Raw genomic sequence first — 14593 nt, forward strand, 5'->3', positions numbered from 1 at the left:
CGAATGCCCGCAGTTCTGATCTTGGTCGCAGCACTTGCTGGCTGCGCCGACTCCCATCAATGGCTACCAAATCAGTCTGGCACTATTCAGCAGCTCAATCGAACGGACAAGATTTACATCGCTACTCCGGTAGATGGTGAATACGGCGACCACGTGTACAAAGGCTCCGGTCGTAATACAGCACAAATCCTCTACGCGGCGTTTGCGCGGCGATCGGCAGCAGTAACGGTAGATCCAGAAGCCTCGAGCTATGATCTCGCCTTAGAAAAGGCGAAGCGCAGCGGGCAAGACATCCTGGTTCTTCCGACCATCCTGCATTGGGAAGATCGCGCAACTGAATGGTCGATGATCCCTGACCAGGTAGAGGTCAAAATAAGCGTAATTCAGGTTTCGTCAGGGGCTGTAATTAGCTCAGGAATCGCGTCAGGTGAGAGCGGTATTGCAACATTTGGCGGTGATCACCCGCAGGATCTGCTGCCTGAGCCCATCGAGGCCTTCGTCTCATCTTTATACTGAGCCGGCGCCAATAGCGCCTATCGATTCGGAGAGAGTCCCGTGCCCCTCACCAAGCCAAACCAAGACCTTAAGCGGGACCTGCAAGGCGTTGCCTCCGACCTCAAGTGGTCAGCGGTAGAGCTGATGAGGATTGCAGAGCGACTGAGCCTTGCCGGGAATGAGGCGGACGCCCAGGCCGTGCTGAAAATGTGCACGGTGCTACATGCGGACGAGGATCGACTGACCGGGTATGCGGATGAGGTGAAGGCGGGGCAAATAATCCGGAGCAAGCCCGAGTAGGCGAACGGTCTTACGCGGCAACATAAATCGAACTACTGCGAGCTGAGTAGTGCTCGTATACACAAGGGAACGTGGAATGAATGCCTTTCGGGTCGCGGCACTGCTAGTCGCTCCGCTGTTTGTCTCCGGCTGCTACAGCACGCCAAAAGAAAAAACTGAGTACGAGAAACAGATCGATGCCGTACCGATGCCTGCTACGGAAGCTGAACGAGTTGAGCAGTGTCGTAACTTCCAGCAAAGCGCAGATCACCAGCGGATTGTGGACCTTTTGCAGTACGCGCAGCGATCCAAACTCGGAGACTCGGATTATGAATTTACAGAGTCTCGAGCGCTTTTGCGTCGCCTCAGAGCCATGAAGTGCCCTGGGTATGGCTGGTTTTCCTGATGCTGCTGCCCAGGCTCAGCCAATGACTGCATGGCGAGAGCAGAGCTTCTGGAGCAAGGTTGGAGTCATTGCTTGCCTGGCTTTCCTAATGATGCTCCCCGGCTATTCCGACGTCGCTGGACTGGGCGGAGGCTCATCCGGCCGCAAGCGGGTGTTCAGCCCTAATTTCATTGCTCTGTGCGTTTTCGTGGCTGTGTTTGAGCTGATAGCGCTGAACCACTTCTACGGAGTGCGGATGAGGTGAGGCCGGGGCGAATCGCGGGAACGAAATAACCCAAGCGGAATAAGTCATTTCAAATTCAAGGATGTGCAATGGTCGGTTGGAATGAGATGACTGGTGTTGTCCTTTCCAAATAACGCATACACACAAGCTATGGGCAGTCACGCGAGCCTCAAGGTGCGTGCGCGTCCGGTCTTCAAGGACGGGGAGCTGCACAGGCTTTTCATTACAGAAACTTGATTCCTACCAATCAAAGGCCCGGCCCAGCGCCGGGCTCCTTTGGTCATCCCAATTCTCAGCACCCGCTTAAGCCCGCCCTCCGTAGCCGAATCCATCACGGCATATCTTGTTACAACCATTCGCCCGCAGGCACAGCCCGTAGAGAACTACAAACTTCTACTCCAGTCCTAATGCTAGGCGTGCTTTAAACCGTGAGCGCCTGCTGACAACCCATAGAGGTTCAAAAAATGAAAATGACACTACCCGCCCTAGTTCTGGGTGTCCTCATTTCGCAAGGAGCGATGGCAGCCGGAGATGGCACAGCCGCTCTTGGAGGTGGCGTTGGTGGTGCACTTGGCAACATCGTAGGTCAACAGCTCGGCGGCTCAACGGGCGCGGCTGTAGGTGCTGGCGTAGGTGGTGCTGCAGGCAGTGCTGTCGGCGCCCAGAGAGGCAACAGGGCGGAAGCCGCACTTGGTGGCGGTATCGGCTCGGCCGGTGGCTCACTCATTGGTAACCGCCTCGGCGGCACGACTGGCTCCACTATTGGTGCAGGTCTCGGCGGCGCTGCGGGCGGTGCGCTAGGAAACAACCTGGCGGATGATGAGAGCAATCATCGATCAGATGGCAAGAAGCACAAAGGCAACAACAAGCATAAACACAAGAACAAGCATCGTTAGTTTCTAGCGTTGTTACATCGAAGCCCGGCCTAACGCCGGGCTTTTTGTCTCTATGCCCCCGAGCTGATAAAATCCGGGCCTCTCTCGAATGGACTCGTTTTCATGCGCATATCCCCGATGCCGCTGGCCTTCTTCGCCATGTTCACCAGCGGTTCGTTAACCGCCCAAGCCGAATCTCAAAATGATAGAGACATCCACTGCGCGGCCTACTACGAATTGCTTTCAGTAGCTGGTGACCAGCCCGACATAAGCCGCAAGCAGTCCTCAAAAGCCTTCTATGCACTTTTGGTGCATGCTGGCGATAGCCCGAAGGTTCAGGATGACGTTGCGCAGAAAATGGTGGACTTGCACAAAGAGACACCCGGGCCGATGACGCCAGCTAGCACTGCCAAGCTACGTGAAAAATACGACGCGGAATGCAGAATTCTTCTGAAGGCCGCCTGGTGCGAAGCATACAAAGATCCGGGTGCTTGTGGAGCATAACGCCTTATCGGTAGAAGCATAGACATCCATCATCGAGGCCGAACCAGCGCCGAGCTACTCGATTCTGCCCTTCGTCGTGCCACCATTGAGCTGGCAAACCGCGAGATTGCACACTGGTTGCGCTGAAGGATCGGCGCCCCAGGTGTTACAGAAAGCCCGCCATTGCGCGGGCTTTTCTTTGTCTTCGATTTGGCTCTAGATATCGCCCGCCGTGGGGCTAGATTGCCTCAACCTTTCTACATTGAGAAATCTCGGGCAATGCCTGATCTGCAGGCACTTTATTGAGCTGCCACTGCAGGTCAACAGCGACAGCATTGAATCGTTTTGCCTGCACTCTCGTGCTGTTGGATGTGAGGCTAACGTAGGAGGCATCTGATCGTTTAACACCGACTACAGTGGTCGTGGTGCCCCCCTCAAGATCGGAATTGCCCAAAATTCCAGCCTTCCATTTCTGGGTGATCGTGTGCTCACCTGGCGTAACAGGCACAGCTACGTAACCGCCGTTCTCTAGAGACGCTATCTGCTTTCCGTCCAAAGAAATCAAGGCGGTCATTAGGCCCATATCGTAATTACTGGGCCGGTAGACATAGAGAACACCTTTTTGAGAATCAACGTTTTCAAGTGGCGTGAATTTTGGTCCTGTCATCGTGCAGGAGCTGAGGAGCCCCAATAAGACGAATACTGAGATCTTCCGTGCTTGAGTCATAACTGCTCCATCCTCATTAAGCGACTGATGATCAACACTGATGGGCTATCAATCAAATCTTTTGTTGGCTCACAGCAGAATTTGCTTCGCCTGCCTCCTCTCTGCACCTCATTTGCAGAATCTGCACAGACGACAGGAAGGGAACAATCTATGCATTTATGCATGAAACTTCTTGTCGCCCTATTGCCAAGATATGTCAGCGCAAATACTGTGTATACATACAGCATTCGCAAGGAGCGAGGCATGAACCAGGCACCCTACCCCACACCCAAACCGAGAAATTCCTACGAGCTTGTGGGCCACCGCCTCCAACGCTTGATCTCCTCTCCTCGGGTCCAGAGGATTCAGCTGGTCGAGGTATCCAGGCGCGACGACGAAAGCCCTGAAGCCTGGCGCCAGGTCATTCAGGATATCGGCGACACCGCCGGCATCAGGATTGAGCATTTGGATGGCGGCGCTGTCAGGATCGGCTGGCGCGAGTACTGCGATTCCTAAATGAGCCCGCCAGTGAGCGGGCTTTTTATCGTCCTCATGAAAATATATAAGCTTGCTTATTGACGCTAAAAATAAGCTGGCTTATATTTCATCTCAGGCCAGCAACGAACATCGCCGGCCAGCAGCGAGAGCTGCGCCGCTCTTTAACAGTCAGCGCAATACAGAAATACCAACAGACCGCATTGCCTCTACCGGCGACCGGCGATCAGACGGGTCAGATAGCCCGCCCACGACAGGAGAACCCTGTACGGCTGATCGAGAGCGAAACGCTCGAACCGTGCGAATGACCTGGCAAGCAATGCACTCCGCGAATCCCAGCGGCAGAAGGGAGATTCAAATGAACAGAATTAGCGCTCTGAGCCTCGGCTATGAGGAGCGCCGGACCTCATGCGGTGTGCCGAACAAACTACCCAGGCACAGGGCTGTACGCCGCATGTTGTAGATACCCAATGACCACGCCGACAACGCTGCTGATCCAGCCGGAGTGACCAGGGAAGCCCGCCGCCGCACACGACTACCGAAACCTGCCATCAGCAGCGGGGAATAGGCACCAGCAACACGCACCGCTGACGTAACAACCCCGGCCTGTCGCCAGTAGCGAGGTCGGGGGTTTCACCGATAGTCCTTGGCAACAGGGCCTAACGGGAAACCAACCGAGGATCACGACGATGGAAGCAACGATCATCAACGGCGGATGGAAGGGCCACCTCGGACGTGGCCTGGCGCCGCGAGAGCTTCAGTTTCTGCTTTGGATTGCCCAGGGTTTCACCTCGAAAGAGATCGCCCGGGAGGCAGGCATAGAGGCCGGCACAGTCAAGAAGCGCCTAACCAATGCGATGTTCAAACTGGGAGTGACGAAGCGCACTGCTTTGGTGGCCGAGGCCATGAAGCGCCAGATCATCACGCCGGTCTGCTTTGTGCTGGCGGCGCTGATTGCCATGCACTCTATGATCAGTGACGACTCGCTGCGTCGTGATCGCCGGGCGCCGGAAAGGCGAATGGCTCAGGTGCGGATGGTGCGCAGGGCGCAATGCACCGAGCTTTTCGCCTGATAGGCACGCAACTAACCCAGGTCGTCGCAAGTAGCGGGACTGGGTGTTGCGAGGTTACTGACGCAGGTAAGCAAACATGTGCTGTACATAATCGGCTTTTCCGAGAGGTACACCGTTATGGCGCAAGATGTTGTAAGCAGTGATCAAGTGAAAGTAGAACTGTGGAGTAGCCCAGTTCACAGCGTATTCGTTGCCGGTCATATCGAAAGCCATGCCATTCGGTAATTCGATAGCTATTTCGCGCTCAGCCCCTTCCTCTATTTGAGCGCGGTCCGCCGAATCAAGAACAGCCAAAGTGCGTTCGATCAGTTCCTTCGCTGCCACCAAATTTTCCGGAGGAGTGAGCGAGCCAACCGGCCGTTGTGTAAGTCGCTGCACCGCCTCCTGGGCTTGAGTGCAAGCGTACTGAATTTGTCGGGCCAGATCGTGCATATCAGGTGCTAGTCGAGCGCCAAGCAGAATTTGCGGGTCATAACCGCGCTCCAGAGCTGCGGCCTCACCCTTAGACAAAAGAGCCGATAACGATCTCAGCATTTGCGCGAAACACGGGATGGTAACTGAGTAAACCGACATATCTTTTCCCTAAGTAGTCATTCATGGCGGGCAGAAAGGATCAGCCTTTCTCCCGAATACCGCCTTGAATCCTAGCAGACTGTTGACCTTCCTCTGCCAACACTCCCGCAACCCCCTCCCCGCCTCTATTACGTCAGCACTCCTCCCCCGCGCCCATCGGCAACCAGCGGGAGGCATGAGTGTTGACGAATACAGGTGAACAACCCGCCACCTTGGAGGTGACCATGGAACACGAAGTGATTGTTGAGGGCTTTGTCCTTCAGGTGGAGGTGACCCATTGCATCAATGAGCCGCCAAGCCCAGGCAACTCGAACAGTGACTGGGACGCCCGGGGTGACCGGCAAATCGAGTTCAAGATCCACTCTGCGATTTGCTATGACGAAAGCGGCGTCCGGATGGATGTTGAGCGGCACCTGCTGTACCTGCTGGCCCGACAGTACGACTCGCAAATCGAGAGCGCACTGTGGATCGAGATCGACGCGCTAAAGCGCCGGCAACGGTGGGCTGCATGAGCGAACACCACGACGTGGCAATCGGAATGCTTGAAGGGTACGTCAGGGCGATGAGTGATCCGCTTTGCAACCCTTCCGCAGTCAAGGCTTCGTCCAGCACCGCGATTCTGATCCTGCGCACGCTGGGCATCATCAGCGCGCAGGAAGACGCCAACTACACCGAGAGCCTGCGCCGTGATTACGAGCGCCGGTTAGGGAGAGCCGCATGACCACCGCACCGGTTAAATCACTGATCGACGAGCAGCTCGACGACGTTGAGTCGAAGTTGATCATGCTGGGCTTCGGCCTCCCCTTCAATGAAGTGATCGGCCAGCCACGCGAGCGTGCTGTGGCCACCCTGCCGAAGCGCCTGGCGGCAACCATGAAGGGCGGGCGGATCGCGGTGAGGGTTCGGTCGTGACCACCCACCAGCGCACCCGGCGCCTACTCATCTGGCGCGGCTCCTTCTCTGCCCTCTCCGTCTGCACCTTCCTGATGTTGCTCAGCGCCCTCGCTGATCGAATCACCCAGTAACCAACACCTTCAATCGCTGCGAGCATCGCGGCAAGGATCCCCCATGTCCGCAGTAATGAAGCAGGACGACAACACTCCTGCGATGTCGGAGGCCGCGCTCGTTGAAGTGCTGAGCAGCAGCCTCTATCCCGGCGCAGAAAAGAACTCTGTAGTGATGGTGTTGGCTTACTGCCAGGCCGCGCACTTGGACCCAATGTTGAAGCCGGTGCACATCGTCCCGATCTGGAACTCGAAGACGAAAAAGATGCAGGACACGGTGATGCCTGGCATCGGCCTGTACCGCATTCAAGCGGCACGCACCGGCCAGTACGCCGGAATCAGCGAGCCTGAATATGGCCCTCCAGTAACGGCGAAGCTGAGCGGCGTGGAAGTCACGTATCCCGAATGGTGCCGCGTAACGGTCAAGCGGCAGATGAGCAACGGCCTGGTGGCCGAGTACACCGCCAACGAGCGCTGGCTTGAGAACTACGCGACATCAAGCAAGGACACTGCGGCGCCTAACGCCATGTGGAAACGTCGAGCCTTTGCCCAGCTCGCCAAATGCGCCGAGGCCCAGGCGCTGCGCAAAGCATTCCCAGAAGTCGGATCGGCGCCAACCGCCGACGAAATGGAAGGCAAGACCTTCGAGGAAGCGCCGCGCGATGTAACACCAAAGCCGTCGGCGGCCAAAGAGACTGAAGAAAATCCAAGCTATTCGGATGAAAAGTTCGAAACGATGCTTCCGACCTGGCAGGCCGGCATTGATCAAGGAAAAACCAACTCGGAGACGCTGATCGCGTTTCTTCAATCCCGATACACGCTCAGCGAAGCGCAAATCGACAGAATCAATCGAATGACACCTATCGACGGAGAGTCAGCATGAAAATCCATAACGTAGCTCAAGGCTCCGCCGAATGGCATGCGCTACGCGGCAAGCACTTCACCGCATCCGAAGCGCCGGCAATGATGGGCGCCTCGAAGTACCAGACCCGCACCGACCTCCTGACGCTGAAAAAGACAGGCATTGCGCCAGAAGTCACGCAGTCGCAGCAGTACATCTTCGACAAAGGCCACTCTACCGAAGCGATGGCTCGCCCCCTGGTTGAGGGGATGATCGGCGAAGAGCTGTATCCGGTCGTTGGGACTTCAGGCAACCTGCTCGCCTCGATGGATGGCGCCACGATGCTCGGCGAGACTCTGTTCGAGCACAAGCTGTGGAATGAGTCGGTTGTCGCCCAGGTGAAAGCCGGCGAACTGGCTCCGCACTACTACTGGCAGCTTGAGCAGCAACTCTTGGTCAGCGGCGCTGAGCGGGTGATCTTTGTTTGCTCCGACGGCACGCCGGAGAACTTCGTGCATATGGAGTACCGGCCAGTCGCCGGCCGCGCGGCCCAGTTGATCGAAGGATGGAAACAGTTCGAGGCAGACCTGGCCAACTTCGAGATGGCCGACGCGCCTTCAATCGTCGTCGGCAAGGCACCTGATGAATTGCCAGCCCTTCGCATCGAGCTGACCGGCATGGTCACCGCCAGCAACCTGAAGGTGTTTGAAGACTCGGCCCTGGCTGTCATCGACTCAGTGAAAACCACGCTCTCCACCGACCAGGACTTCGCCGACGCCAAGAAGGCGGTCAAATGGTGCGGAGATGTTGAAGAGGCTGTCGCCGTCGCCAAGAAGCAGGCCCTGTCGCAGACCCAAAGCATCGACGAGCTGTTTTCATCGCTGGATCGCATCAGCGCTCATGCCCGCGAGACCCGCCTGAAGGTCGACAAGCTGGTGAAAGCTCAAGAGCTGCTGGTGAAGAACGCCATCAAGCTAAAGGCGGAACTCGCCCTGGCGGACCACATCGCCGCAATCAACAAGACCCTCGGCAAAGTCACGCTGCCTCATGTTGTTTCGGACTTCGCCGGCGCCATGAAGAACAAGCGCACCATCGCGAGCCTCCAGGACGCGGTAGATACCGAGCTGGCCCGGGCGAAGATCGATGCAAGCCAGGCAGCGGACGGCATCCGCTTGAACCTGACCAGTCTGGCAGAGCTCGCCGTTGATCATGCCTTCCTGTTCAGCGACGTGCAGCAGCTCGTGGCCAAGGCCAACGATGACCTGGTAACGCTGATCAAATTCCGCATCTCCGAACACCAGCAGGCGGAGCAGGCAAAGGCCGACGCGAAGCGCATCGCCGAAGAGCAGGAAGCCCAGCGACTGGCAGCCATCAAGCCTGAGCCAGTCGTTGAGAAAGCGGCGACACCCGAGCCAGTCCGCGCTACGCCAGTTCAGACAACGGCACCCGTCGCCCAGGCTACAAAGCCAGTAAAGAGCCACGTGGTCGAGCAGGTAGCGCTGCAGGCCAGCGTGACGGACTTCGAGGCACTGATCAAAGCGGTTGCATATGGTCAGGCGCCGGTCACGCTGCTTTTGGTCAACTGGGAAGCGCTCGACGCGATGGTCGCAGCGCAAGGTGCAAACTTCAGCATGGCCGGGGTGACACTCGGCAAGGCGGCAGCATGATCAGCAACCTCAGATCTGATATCGAGTTCCGACGCGAGAAAGCACTGGAGCTTTCCAGCCAGGTACATCAGCACCTGGCCGCCGGCGGCAAGCTCACAATCGGCGAGAGCCCGGCGATCAATCCCGCCCCGGCGAAGCGCTCCACCAAGATCGACCCCGAGACCATCCTCAAGCGCCGCAAGCCGCCCATCACCCGGGCCGAGCGTGAAGCGCTGCGCAAACTCGCGGAGGCTTTATGAGCAAGCGCAAGCCGCACAACCTCAAAGCCCGCATTGACCGGTCCTGCCGGTCGCTGCTGGCCGCCAACCACGTAGCAGTGGTGAACATCGACCCCAGCGGCCGCCAGGGCATGATCAACTACAAATCGCTGAAGAGCATCGCACCGGGAAAGATCGGCCAGGCCGTCTGCGGTATCCCCCACCGGTGGACGATCTACCTCAGCGCCCTTTGCATCGATGCCCGCGGTGACCGATACAGCAAGTCAGTGGAGGTGGCGCCCGATGGCGTTTACCTCTCCGACCACCTGGAAGACGTGATCGAGCATTGCTACAAGAAGCTGCGCGACGAGGCCAACCAAAGCCAGATGGTGGCTTCGGGCTGGATTGCCATACCTGAAGCGATTTCGCTCGATGAGGCGCACGCAGCGCGAATCTTCGAAGCGGTCGGCGCCTGGCACCAGGTGAAGGTCGATTCATGCGCCGCATAGCCCGCACCCAGCAACGCAAACGCCAAATCTGGCTCGCACTGCCGACCAGCGGAATAGAAGAGGTAGGCCATGGCAGCAGTACCGCAGAAAGAACGCTCGGCCAAGTCTGCCAGGAAGCGCGTGGCGAATGCCGAAGAGGAATTGAGGCTAAGGGTTCGCCCCGGCACCCGCCAGGCGCTGGCCGACCTGATGGAGTGGTCAGGCATTACTGAGCAGGGCGAGGCGATGACACTGATGATTCATCACCTGCACGCCATGGGCTCCGCGAAGTGCCAGCCGCTGCTGAATCCGCCGCGCCACGAAATCGAGATATCGAAAAACGTGGCGCGGGAATTCCGCAATAAAAGCCTGCTCGCCATCCAGAAAGACCCGGGCGACGAGATCATAGAGCCTGACCAAGCGCTAGAGCCCTTTTTTAGCCTGCCCGAAACATACTGCAAGTGGCCGGCCTTCTGCATTTCTGCCCAGTTATCGAAGTCAGTATTTGCCGTGATGAACGCATCCCATTGGTCATCGGGTATTGCCGCAAAATCATCAGGACCATCGATTTTGAAACCGGACGCCGCAAAAAGAGATTCGAGGTCATCAAACTTGCTGTGAGCTGATACGAACTCAGGATTCAGCACATCAACCATCTTTACTTGATGCTTGCCTTCCAATTCCTTTGCATTCTTGATTAATCGGTCGAGTCCGCTGCGATCAATTTTTATTGGCATTTTCGTTTCTCTCCTTGTTCCGACTCCATGCCGGAACAGAACAAATACCCCATACAAAATCAAAACGCCACCACACCTTTGTTGCGGCCGGTAACGGTGGGCGGCGCCTGACTGGAGATAGTCCATGAACGACCAGTTCTACCTGCAAGACAGCCGCAGCCACGCCTACGTCGGCGATGGATTGTCCTTCTGGGGCTTTGGCGGCTCTGGATATGTCACCGACCTGGCCAAGGCCCAGGTGTTCACCCGGGACGGCGCTTGCGATCACCGCGACACTGACATCCCATGGCCCAAGGCCTACGTCGATGCCCGGGCGCGTATTGGTGTCGACTGCCAGTGTGTGACGTTGAGCGAAGCGCTGGACCAACACCCCGACGCAGCCGAGTTTTACATCCAGAAGCCGCAGTGCTGGAACGGCAACAACCTGATTTGGCTTTGTGAGGACGGAGTGTTCACAAGCGACCTTGCCAAGGCCGTGGTGGTACAGAGAGCTCACACCGTGACCTGGATCGGTAAACTCGGTCAGTCAGGTGCGGTGGCCTGGCCCAAGCCCTACATCGACGAGCATAGCCGTCGCCTGGTTGAACGCGATGATGTGAACATCAAAGAAGCCCTGAGCGGCACCGGCATTAAGCTGACCAAGCCGAAGAAGCCGAAGAAGCCCAAAATGATGATGTTCAATTGCGATGGCTGCGGCCGGTTCATCAGCGACGCGCAGCGCTATCGGGAGGACTGCCGTAACTGCGGGGCGAACAACAGGCCTTGATCCAACATTGCCCATTACGCTGGATGCTTCCGGTCACTCTGTAATCGTGAAATCTCCGAGATTATCGCTCATGTATTGAGCGATCTCCCTGGCCCGCTCAAACGACGTTCCAGGCTTAAGATCAAAGCCGAATAATTCGGTGGGCATCCCTTCATCAGCAGTTGCATATTCAATATTGATGTATGGGACGTGGCTTGCGTATTGATTCACGGTGAACAATGGCTGAGCGCGCTTCGTCATTTTGATCTCCTTGATCCGGCTCCATGCCGGTCACCCGTAATACCCCATATCAACGAATCACGCCAGCCGGCGAGGATGTCGGCAGCACGGAGGATAAACGCATGAGCTGGCTCTATTCGCAGGATCTGGTGGCGGTGGAGATGGGCTTCAAGACTATGCCCCCTGCAGGGGATGCCGATCAATCCTAGGCACCTCTACCTCTTTCGGACTGGCCTGAACCTCCGGGTCTACCCACCCGCCCCGGCCCCTATTCAGTAGCTAAACGACCGGGACTTTTTTGTTAGCCGTACTTGGATACTCCTCATCCAGCTTCTTATACACACTTTCAACTTCAAACTTCAGTTTCTCTCGAACCTCTTCAACTCCATAAAATTTTCCAGTTGCAATATTTAGAGCCAACATTGAAAACAAAGCAACCCCACGCCTAGCTCTATCTCTACAGTCAAGCAGACTACGAAGCTTTGTATTTCTTTTTTCTTTAATTGCAGTATCTATGTCAGGATCGTCACCCAACTCATCGCGATGCTCTTCATGATACTTAAACGCTAACTCTAAATACCTATCATAGTCTTTTTCCTGCATAGCCATAAGCATGTCAATAGCCTTTACAGAAGTGTCTTGAGCTGCTGCAATTTTGAGCGCCAGAGCTTCCTCCCTCTGGGCGCTCAACAACTCCCGCTGTAAATATACAGTTCTGACAACTGCTACAAGTGTAAGAAACGAAACTAGCGGCCCTAATACGCCCCCCATATAACTACCGAATGCCGACCAATCGGCAGACTTGGAAGAATATCCGCCACTAAACTCCTGGCGGTATACAGAAAGTGCGGTGTATACGCCAAAACAAGCAATAAGCGATAAAGTGAACCACAAACTTAAAACGACCTTGAATAAACCTTTCACAATATTCATCTTCACCTCCTTTGAAAATTTGTCCGACTATACCGGCCAGGAGCCACTATGCCCATTACTTATGGAAGCGTATGCAGCGGCATCGAAGCCGCCACCCAAGCTTGGCACCCGCTGGGCATGCGCGCTGCCTGGTTTGCCGAGATTGAGCCGTTCCCCTCGGCGGTCCTGGCCCACCACTATCCCGACGTGCCGAACCACGGCGACATGACCAAGCTGGCCGCCCTGGTGCTGGCCGGCAAGATCCCGGCGCCGGACGTTCTGGTCGGAGGCACCCCATGCCAGGCCTTTTCGGTAGCCGGTATGCGCGAAGGCCTCACTGACCCGCGCGGCGCCCTCACAATCAAATACGTGGAGCTTGCAGATGCAGTTGACTATGTTCGCGCCAGCCAGCGAAAGCCCGCCAGCGTCATCGTCTGGGAAAACGTCCCCGGCGTCCTCAGCGACAAAGGGAACGCCTTCGGATGCTTTCTTGGCGCGCTTGCTGGGGAAGACTGCGAGCTGCAGCCTCCAGGGAAGAAATGGCAGGACGCTGGTTGTGTGTATGGACCCAAAAGAACAATCGCGTGGCGGGTCCTGGACGCCCAATATTTCGGCCTGGCCCAACGACGCCGTCGTGTGTTCGTTGTCGCAAGTGCTCGAGACGGGTTCGATCCTGCCGAGGTACTTTTTGAGCGCGAAGGCGTGCGCCGGGATACTGCGCCGCGCCGAGGCGAGGGGCAAGACGTTACCGGAACAGCTCCTTTCGGCCCTGCACTCCAGTGCGGATGTGGATCCGTCTTCGCTGAATCCCTAGGCCAATACGGCTGCCCGGACTGCGAGGGTGATGAGGGACCAGCAGTAGATATGTTCGGCGGCATTCCGGCGTTCGGCGGGCATAGTCTGGGTGGCTCGATCGAACGCTCGGCAACGCTCACCGCCAAGGACAGTCGACTTGATATTGAAAGCGAGACGTTCTTCGTGCACGGAGTGGATGTTCGCAACGGCTCGCTGACTGGCGAGCTCACCCACACCCTCCAAGCGGGATATCACGCACCAGACCCGGGAGGCACGCCACATATCCTCTCGGACTCCAGGATTCGGCGCTCCACTCCACGCGAGTGCGAACGCCTTCAGGGCATGGCCGACGACTACACCCGGATCCCATGGCGCGGCAAGCCAGCCAGCGAATGCCCGGATGGCCCCCGCTACAAGGCGATCGGCAACAGCAAGGCCGTAACTGTGGTTCGCTGGCTTGGGCGAAGGCTTTTGCAACAACTCTGAACTACGTCACTCAACCGTCAGGTCAAGGCTAGGACAATAGTCTACCGGCCGGCTTTGGCTTTCTCCCACTCCTTCTTAAGGATAATCTGACAACGTGCCACTACATTCTCGCAAATTGATTTAGCAGGGCCACCGGCCTGATCGCACGCATTATGAAGTTCATTGACGCACTCAAGCAGCTCCTGACTTTCTGGCTCGCTTGGGTTTAATAACAATTCAATTTTTGCCTTCAGGCTGACTAGCTCTTTCATTGCTTGAATATGTGAGAAAGACCATTCGCGTAAAGCTGTATCTCCCGAGTGCCAAGACGGCGCAGCCTCTCGATACAAGTTTAGTCTCTGAAGATTTAGAGCAGCGGAAATATAAGTAGCACACGCATCGCGAAGGTCGTTGATCCAGTTTTGCCTGCTAGTTTTTAAAGAGGCTTGAGCAGCAACAATTTCTTGACTTGCAATCATTTCTTTTTGGATTTCGAAAGTTTGCTTAGCGGCTAGATCTTGACTGGCTATCATTTCCTTTTGAAGCTCGAAATTTTGATTCGCTGATGTCTCTTGACTGGAAATCAATTTTCGTTGTAATTCAAAATTCTCCAGAGCAACCTTTTCTTGACTAACAATAGTTTTATTAAAGTTTTTTATTGTCAAATATGTACCAAGAACAAAGATAGAGACGGTTGCAGAGAAACTCCAAAACGTTGCCCAATCAAAACCCGAATTAACTACAATCTCGGGAATCTGTTCAAGATAAACAAGAGATGTTTCGAATTTCATTAATAACTCCGTTTCTAAATTTGATCCGTCAAGCCGGCATCATACTTCCGAGCAATACCCATGCCCACAGAAAACTGTCACTCCTACCTCTCGAACGACCACG

The 14593-nt window shown here is 56.1% G+C and carries 24 protein-coding genes and 1 pseudogene; 20 read left to right on the top strand and 5 right to left on the bottom strand.

What is annotated here, in order from left to right; genetic code table 11:
• The first annotated feature begins 3 nt into the window (after positions 1-3).
• The 7 genes from JFV30_RS14295 (at position 4) to JFV30_RS14310 (ending at position 2782) form a co-directional block, all read left to right on the top strand.
• Positions 4-516 carry a DUF4823 domain-containing protein gene (locus tag JFV30_RS14295; protein WP_242487081.1) on the top strand — a complete coding sequence of 171 codons (513 nt, stop codon included), beginning with the start codon at positions 4-6 and terminating at the stop codon, positions 514-516.
• 39 nt (positions 517-555) lie between these two features.
• Positions 556-795 (top strand): hypothetical protein, encoded by a 240-nt coding sequence (locus JFV30_RS33210; RefSeq protein WP_275964448.1) that lies wholly within the window; start codon positions 556-558, stop codon positions 793-795.
• A gap of 76 nt (positions 796-871) precedes the next feature.
• Positions 872-1180 carry a hypothetical protein gene (locus JFV30_RS14300; protein WP_201124371.1) on the top strand — a complete coding sequence of 103 codons (309 nt, stop codon included), beginning with the start codon at positions 872-874 and terminating at the stop codon, positions 1178-1180.
• 22 nt (positions 1181-1202) lie between these two features.
• A complete protein-coding gene (locus JFV30_RS33215; protein ID WP_242487082.1) occupies positions 1203-1424 on the top strand; it encodes a hypothetical protein in 222 nt (73 codons plus the stop codon).
• 93 nt (positions 1425-1517) lie between these two features.
• Positions 1518-1640, top strand: coding sequence for a DUF7947 five-stranded beta-barrel domain-containing protein (locus JFV30_RS33670; protein ID WP_446739856.1), 123 nt, complete (start codon positions 1518-1520; stop codon positions 1638-1640).
• A 227-nt stretch (positions 1641-1867) separates the two neighbouring features.
• Positions 1868-2299, top strand: coding sequence for a hypothetical protein (locus tag JFV30_RS14305; protein ID WP_201124372.1), 432 nt, complete (start codon positions 1868-1870; stop codon positions 2297-2299).
• 102 nt (positions 2300-2401) lie between these two features.
• The gene (locus tag JFV30_RS14310; protein WP_201124373.1) at positions 2402-2782 is read left to right on the top strand and encodes a hypothetical protein; all 381 of its coding nucleotides are present in this window, start codon (positions 2402-2404) and stop codon (positions 2780-2782) included.
• A 217-nt stretch (positions 2783-2999) separates the two neighbouring features.
• Here the strand turns inward: JFV30_RS14310 and JFV30_RS14315 are convergent, their stop codons facing one another.
• Positions 3000-3488, bottom strand: a complete 489-nt coding sequence (locus JFV30_RS14315) for a DUF2846 domain-containing protein (protein ID WP_201124374.1) — start codon at positions 3486-3488, stop codon at positions 3000-3002.
• Positions 3489-3731: 243 nt separating this feature from the next.
• Here JFV30_RS14315 and JFV30_RS14320 point away from each other — a divergent pair, with 243 nt between their 5' ends.
• Positions 3732-3983, top strand: coding sequence for a DUF1654 domain-containing protein (locus tag JFV30_RS14320; protein WP_201124375.1), 252 nt, complete (start codon positions 3732-3734; stop codon positions 3981-3983).
• Positions 3984-4651: 668 nt separating this feature from the next.
• The gene (locus tag JFV30_RS14325; protein ID WP_201124376.1) at positions 4652-5035 is read left to right on the top strand and encodes a response regulator transcription factor; all 384 of its coding nucleotides are present in this window, start codon (positions 4652-4654) and stop codon (positions 5033-5035) included.
• A 54-nt stretch (positions 5036-5089) separates the two neighbouring features.
• Here the strand turns inward: JFV30_RS14325 and JFV30_RS14330 are convergent, their stop codons facing one another.
• Positions 5090-5608, bottom strand: coding sequence for a DUF1993 domain-containing protein (locus JFV30_RS14330; RefSeq protein ID WP_201124377.1), 519 nt, complete (start codon positions 5606-5608; stop codon positions 5090-5092).
• 179 nt (positions 5609-5787) lie between these two features.
• Between JFV30_RS14330 and JFV30_RS14335 the strand changes: the two genes are divergently transcribed.
• The 9 genes and pseudogenes from JFV30_RS14335 to JFV30_RS14375 all read left to right on the top strand — a co-directional run bounded on the left by JFV30_RS14335 (position 5788) and on the right by JFV30_RS14375 (position 11308).
• Positions 5788-6120 (top strand): hypothetical protein, encoded by a 333-nt coding sequence (locus tag JFV30_RS14335; protein ID WP_342215116.1) that lies wholly within the window; start codon positions 5788-5790, stop codon positions 6118-6120.
• Positions 6117-6329, top strand: a complete 213-nt coding sequence (locus tag JFV30_RS14340) for a hypothetical protein (protein ID WP_134326507.1) — start codon at positions 6117-6119, stop codon at positions 6327-6329. The genes JFV30_RS14335 and JFV30_RS14340 overlap by 4 nt, the downstream gene beginning before the upstream one ends.
• Positions 6326-6520 carry a hypothetical protein gene (locus JFV30_RS14345; protein WP_201124378.1) on the top strand — a complete coding sequence of 65 codons (195 nt, stop codon included), beginning with the start codon at positions 6326-6328 and terminating at the stop codon, positions 6518-6520. Before JFV30_RS14340 ends, JFV30_RS14345 begins: the two co-directional genes overlap by 4 nt.
• A gap of 168 nt (positions 6521-6688) precedes the next feature.
• Positions 6689-7495, top strand: a complete 807-nt coding sequence (bet, locus tag JFV30_RS14350; protein WP_201126190.1) for a phage recombination protein Bet — start codon at positions 6689-6691, stop codon at positions 7493-7495.
• Entirely contained in the window at positions 7492-9120 is a 1629-nt protein-coding gene (locus JFV30_RS14355; RefSeq protein WP_201124379.1) for a YqaJ viral recombinase family protein, read from the top strand. The genes bet and JFV30_RS14355 overlap by 4 nt, the downstream gene beginning before the upstream one ends.
• A complete protein-coding gene (locus JFV30_RS14360) occupies positions 9117-9359 on the top strand; it encodes a hypothetical protein (RefSeq protein WP_201124380.1) in 243 nt (80 codons plus the stop codon). Before JFV30_RS14355 ends, JFV30_RS14360 begins: the two co-directional genes overlap by 4 nt.
• Positions 9356-9826, top strand: coding sequence for a hypothetical protein (locus JFV30_RS14365; RefSeq protein ID WP_201124381.1), 471 nt, complete (start codon positions 9356-9358; stop codon positions 9824-9826). Before JFV30_RS14360 ends, JFV30_RS14365 begins: the two co-directional genes overlap by 4 nt.
• 69 nt (positions 9827-9895) lie before the next feature.
• Positions 9896-10219, top strand: a pseudogene (locus JFV30_RS14370) (hypothetical protein); the annotation flags it as partial.
• A 447-nt stretch (positions 10220-10666) separates the two neighbouring features.
• The gene (locus tag JFV30_RS14375; RefSeq protein ID WP_201124382.1) at positions 10667-11308 is read left to right on the top strand and encodes a hypothetical protein; all 642 of its coding nucleotides are present in this window, start codon (positions 10667-10669) and stop codon (positions 11306-11308) included.
• 33 nt (positions 11309-11341) lie between these two features.
• Here JFV30_RS14375 and JFV30_RS14380 read toward each other — a convergent pair whose 3' ends face one another.
• The gene (locus tag JFV30_RS14380; RefSeq protein ID WP_201124383.1) at positions 11342-11548 is read right to left on the bottom strand and encodes a hypothetical protein; all 207 of its coding nucleotides are present in this window, start codon (positions 11546-11548) and stop codon (positions 11342-11344) included.
• A gap of 23 nt (positions 11549-11571) precedes the next feature.
• Here JFV30_RS14380 and JFV30_RS14385 point away from each other — a divergent pair, with 23 nt between their 5' ends.
• Positions 11572-11736: a hypothetical protein gene (locus JFV30_RS14385; RefSeq protein ID WP_201124384.1), complete on the top strand. Its 165-nt coding sequence runs from the start codon at positions 11572-11574 to the stop codon at positions 11734-11736.
• 70 nt (positions 11737-11806) lie between these two features.
• Here JFV30_RS14385 and JFV30_RS14390 read toward each other — a convergent pair whose 3' ends face one another.
• On the bottom strand, positions 11807-12460 hold the full coding sequence (locus tag JFV30_RS14390; protein WP_201124385.1) for a hypothetical protein: 654 nt from the start codon (positions 12458-12460) through the stop codon (positions 11807-11809).
• Positions 12461-12508: 48 nt separating this feature from the next.
• Here JFV30_RS14390 and JFV30_RS14395 point away from each other — a divergent pair, with 48 nt between their 5' ends.
• Complete coding sequence (locus JFV30_RS14395) at positions 12509-13720, top strand: DNA cytosine methyltransferase (protein WP_201124386.1); 1212 nt, start codon at positions 12509-12511, stop codon at positions 13718-13720.
• Between the two features lie 41 nt (positions 13721-13761).
• On the opposite strand, the gene JFV30_RS14400 is transcribed toward JFV30_RS14395, so the two are convergent.
• The gene (locus tag JFV30_RS14400; RefSeq protein ID WP_201124387.1) at positions 13762-14490 is read right to left on the bottom strand and encodes a hypothetical protein; all 729 of its coding nucleotides are present in this window, start codon (positions 14488-14490) and stop codon (positions 13762-13764) included.
• Positions 14491-14593: the final 103 nt, after the last annotated feature.

The sequence above is a fragment of the Pseudomonas sp. TH32 genome, assembly GCF_016650855.1.
GTDB lineage: Bacteria > Pseudomonadota > Gammaproteobacteria > Pseudomonadales > Pseudomonadaceae > Aquipseudomonas.

Bases quoted from the DNA above. Each gene is read 5' to 3' on its own strand.
- JFV30_RS14295 (WP_242487081.1), top strand. From the start codon at position 4: ATGCCCGCAGTTCTGATCTTGGTCGCAGCACTTGCTGGCTGCGCCGAC.
- JFV30_RS14360 (WP_201124380.1), top strand. From the start codon at position 9,117: ATGATCAGCAACCTCAGATCTGATATCGAGTTCCGACGCGAGAAAGCA.
- JFV30_RS14310 (WP_201124373.1), top strand. From the start codon at position 2,402: ATGCGCATATCCCCGATGCCGCTGGCCTTCTTCGCCATGTTCACCAGC.
- JFV30_RS14355 (WP_201124379.1), top strand. From the start codon at position 7,492: ATGAAAATCCATAACGTAGCTCAAGGCTCCGCCGAATGGCATGCGCTA.
- JFV30_RS33215 (WP_242487082.1), top strand. From the start codon at position 1,203: ATGACTGCATGGCGAGAGCAGAGCTTCTGGAGCAAGGTTGGAGTCATT.
- JFV30_RS14305 (WP_201124372.1), top strand. From the start codon at position 1,868: ATGAAAATGACACTACCCGCCCTAGTTCTGGGTGTCCTCATTTCGCAA.
- JFV30_RS14345 (WP_201124378.1), top strand. From the start codon at position 6,326: ATGACCACCGCACCGGTTAAATCACTGATCGACGAGCAGCTCGACGAC.
- JFV30_RS14380 (WP_201124383.1), bottom strand. From the start codon at position 11,548: ATGACGAAGCGCGCTCAGCCATTGTTCACCGTGAATCAATACGCAAGC.
- JFV30_RS14315 (WP_201124374.1), bottom strand. From the start codon at position 3,488: ATGACTCAAGCACGGAAGATCTCAGTATTCGTCTTATTGGGGCTCCTC.
- JFV30_RS14395 (WP_201124386.1), top strand. From the start codon at position 12,509: ATGCCCATTACTTATGGAAGCGTATGCAGCGGCATCGAAGCCGCCACC.
- JFV30_RS14390 (WP_201124385.1), bottom strand. From the start codon at position 12,460: ATGAATATTGTGAAAGGTTTATTCAAGGTCGTTTTAAGTTTGTGGTTC.
- bet (WP_201126190.1), top strand. From the start codon at position 6,689: ATGAAGCAGGACGACAACACTCCTGCGATGTCGGAGGCCGCGCTCGTT.
- JFV30_RS14300 (WP_201124371.1), top strand. From the start codon at position 872: ATGAATGCCTTTCGGGTCGCGGCACTGCTAGTCGCTCCGCTGTTTGTC.
- JFV30_RS14320 (WP_201124375.1), top strand. From the start codon at position 3,732: ATGAACCAGGCACCCTACCCCACACCCAAACCGAGAAATTCCTACGAG.
- JFV30_RS14365 (WP_201124381.1), top strand. From the start codon at position 9,356: ATGAGCAAGCGCAAGCCGCACAACCTCAAAGCCCGCATTGACCGGTCC.
- JFV30_RS14385 (WP_201124384.1), top strand. From the start codon at position 11,572: ATGCCGGTCACCCGTAATACCCCATATCAACGAATCACGCCAGCCGGC.
- JFV30_RS14375 (WP_201124382.1), top strand. From the start codon at position 10,667: ATGAACGACCAGTTCTACCTGCAAGACAGCCGCAGCCACGCCTACGTC.
- JFV30_RS14400 (WP_201124387.1), bottom strand. From the start codon at position 14,490: ATGAAATTCGAAACATCTCTTGTTTATCTTGAACAGATTCCCGAGATT.
- JFV30_RS14325 (WP_201124376.1), top strand. From the start codon at position 4,652: ATGGAAGCAACGATCATCAACGGCGGATGGAAGGGCCACCTCGGACGT.
- JFV30_RS14340 (WP_134326507.1), top strand. From the start codon at position 6,117: ATGAGCGAACACCACGACGTGGCAATCGGAATGCTTGAAGGGTACGTC.
- JFV30_RS14330 (WP_201124377.1), bottom strand. From the start codon at position 5,608: ATGTCGGTTTACTCAGTTACCATCCCGTGTTTCGCGCAAATGCTGAGA.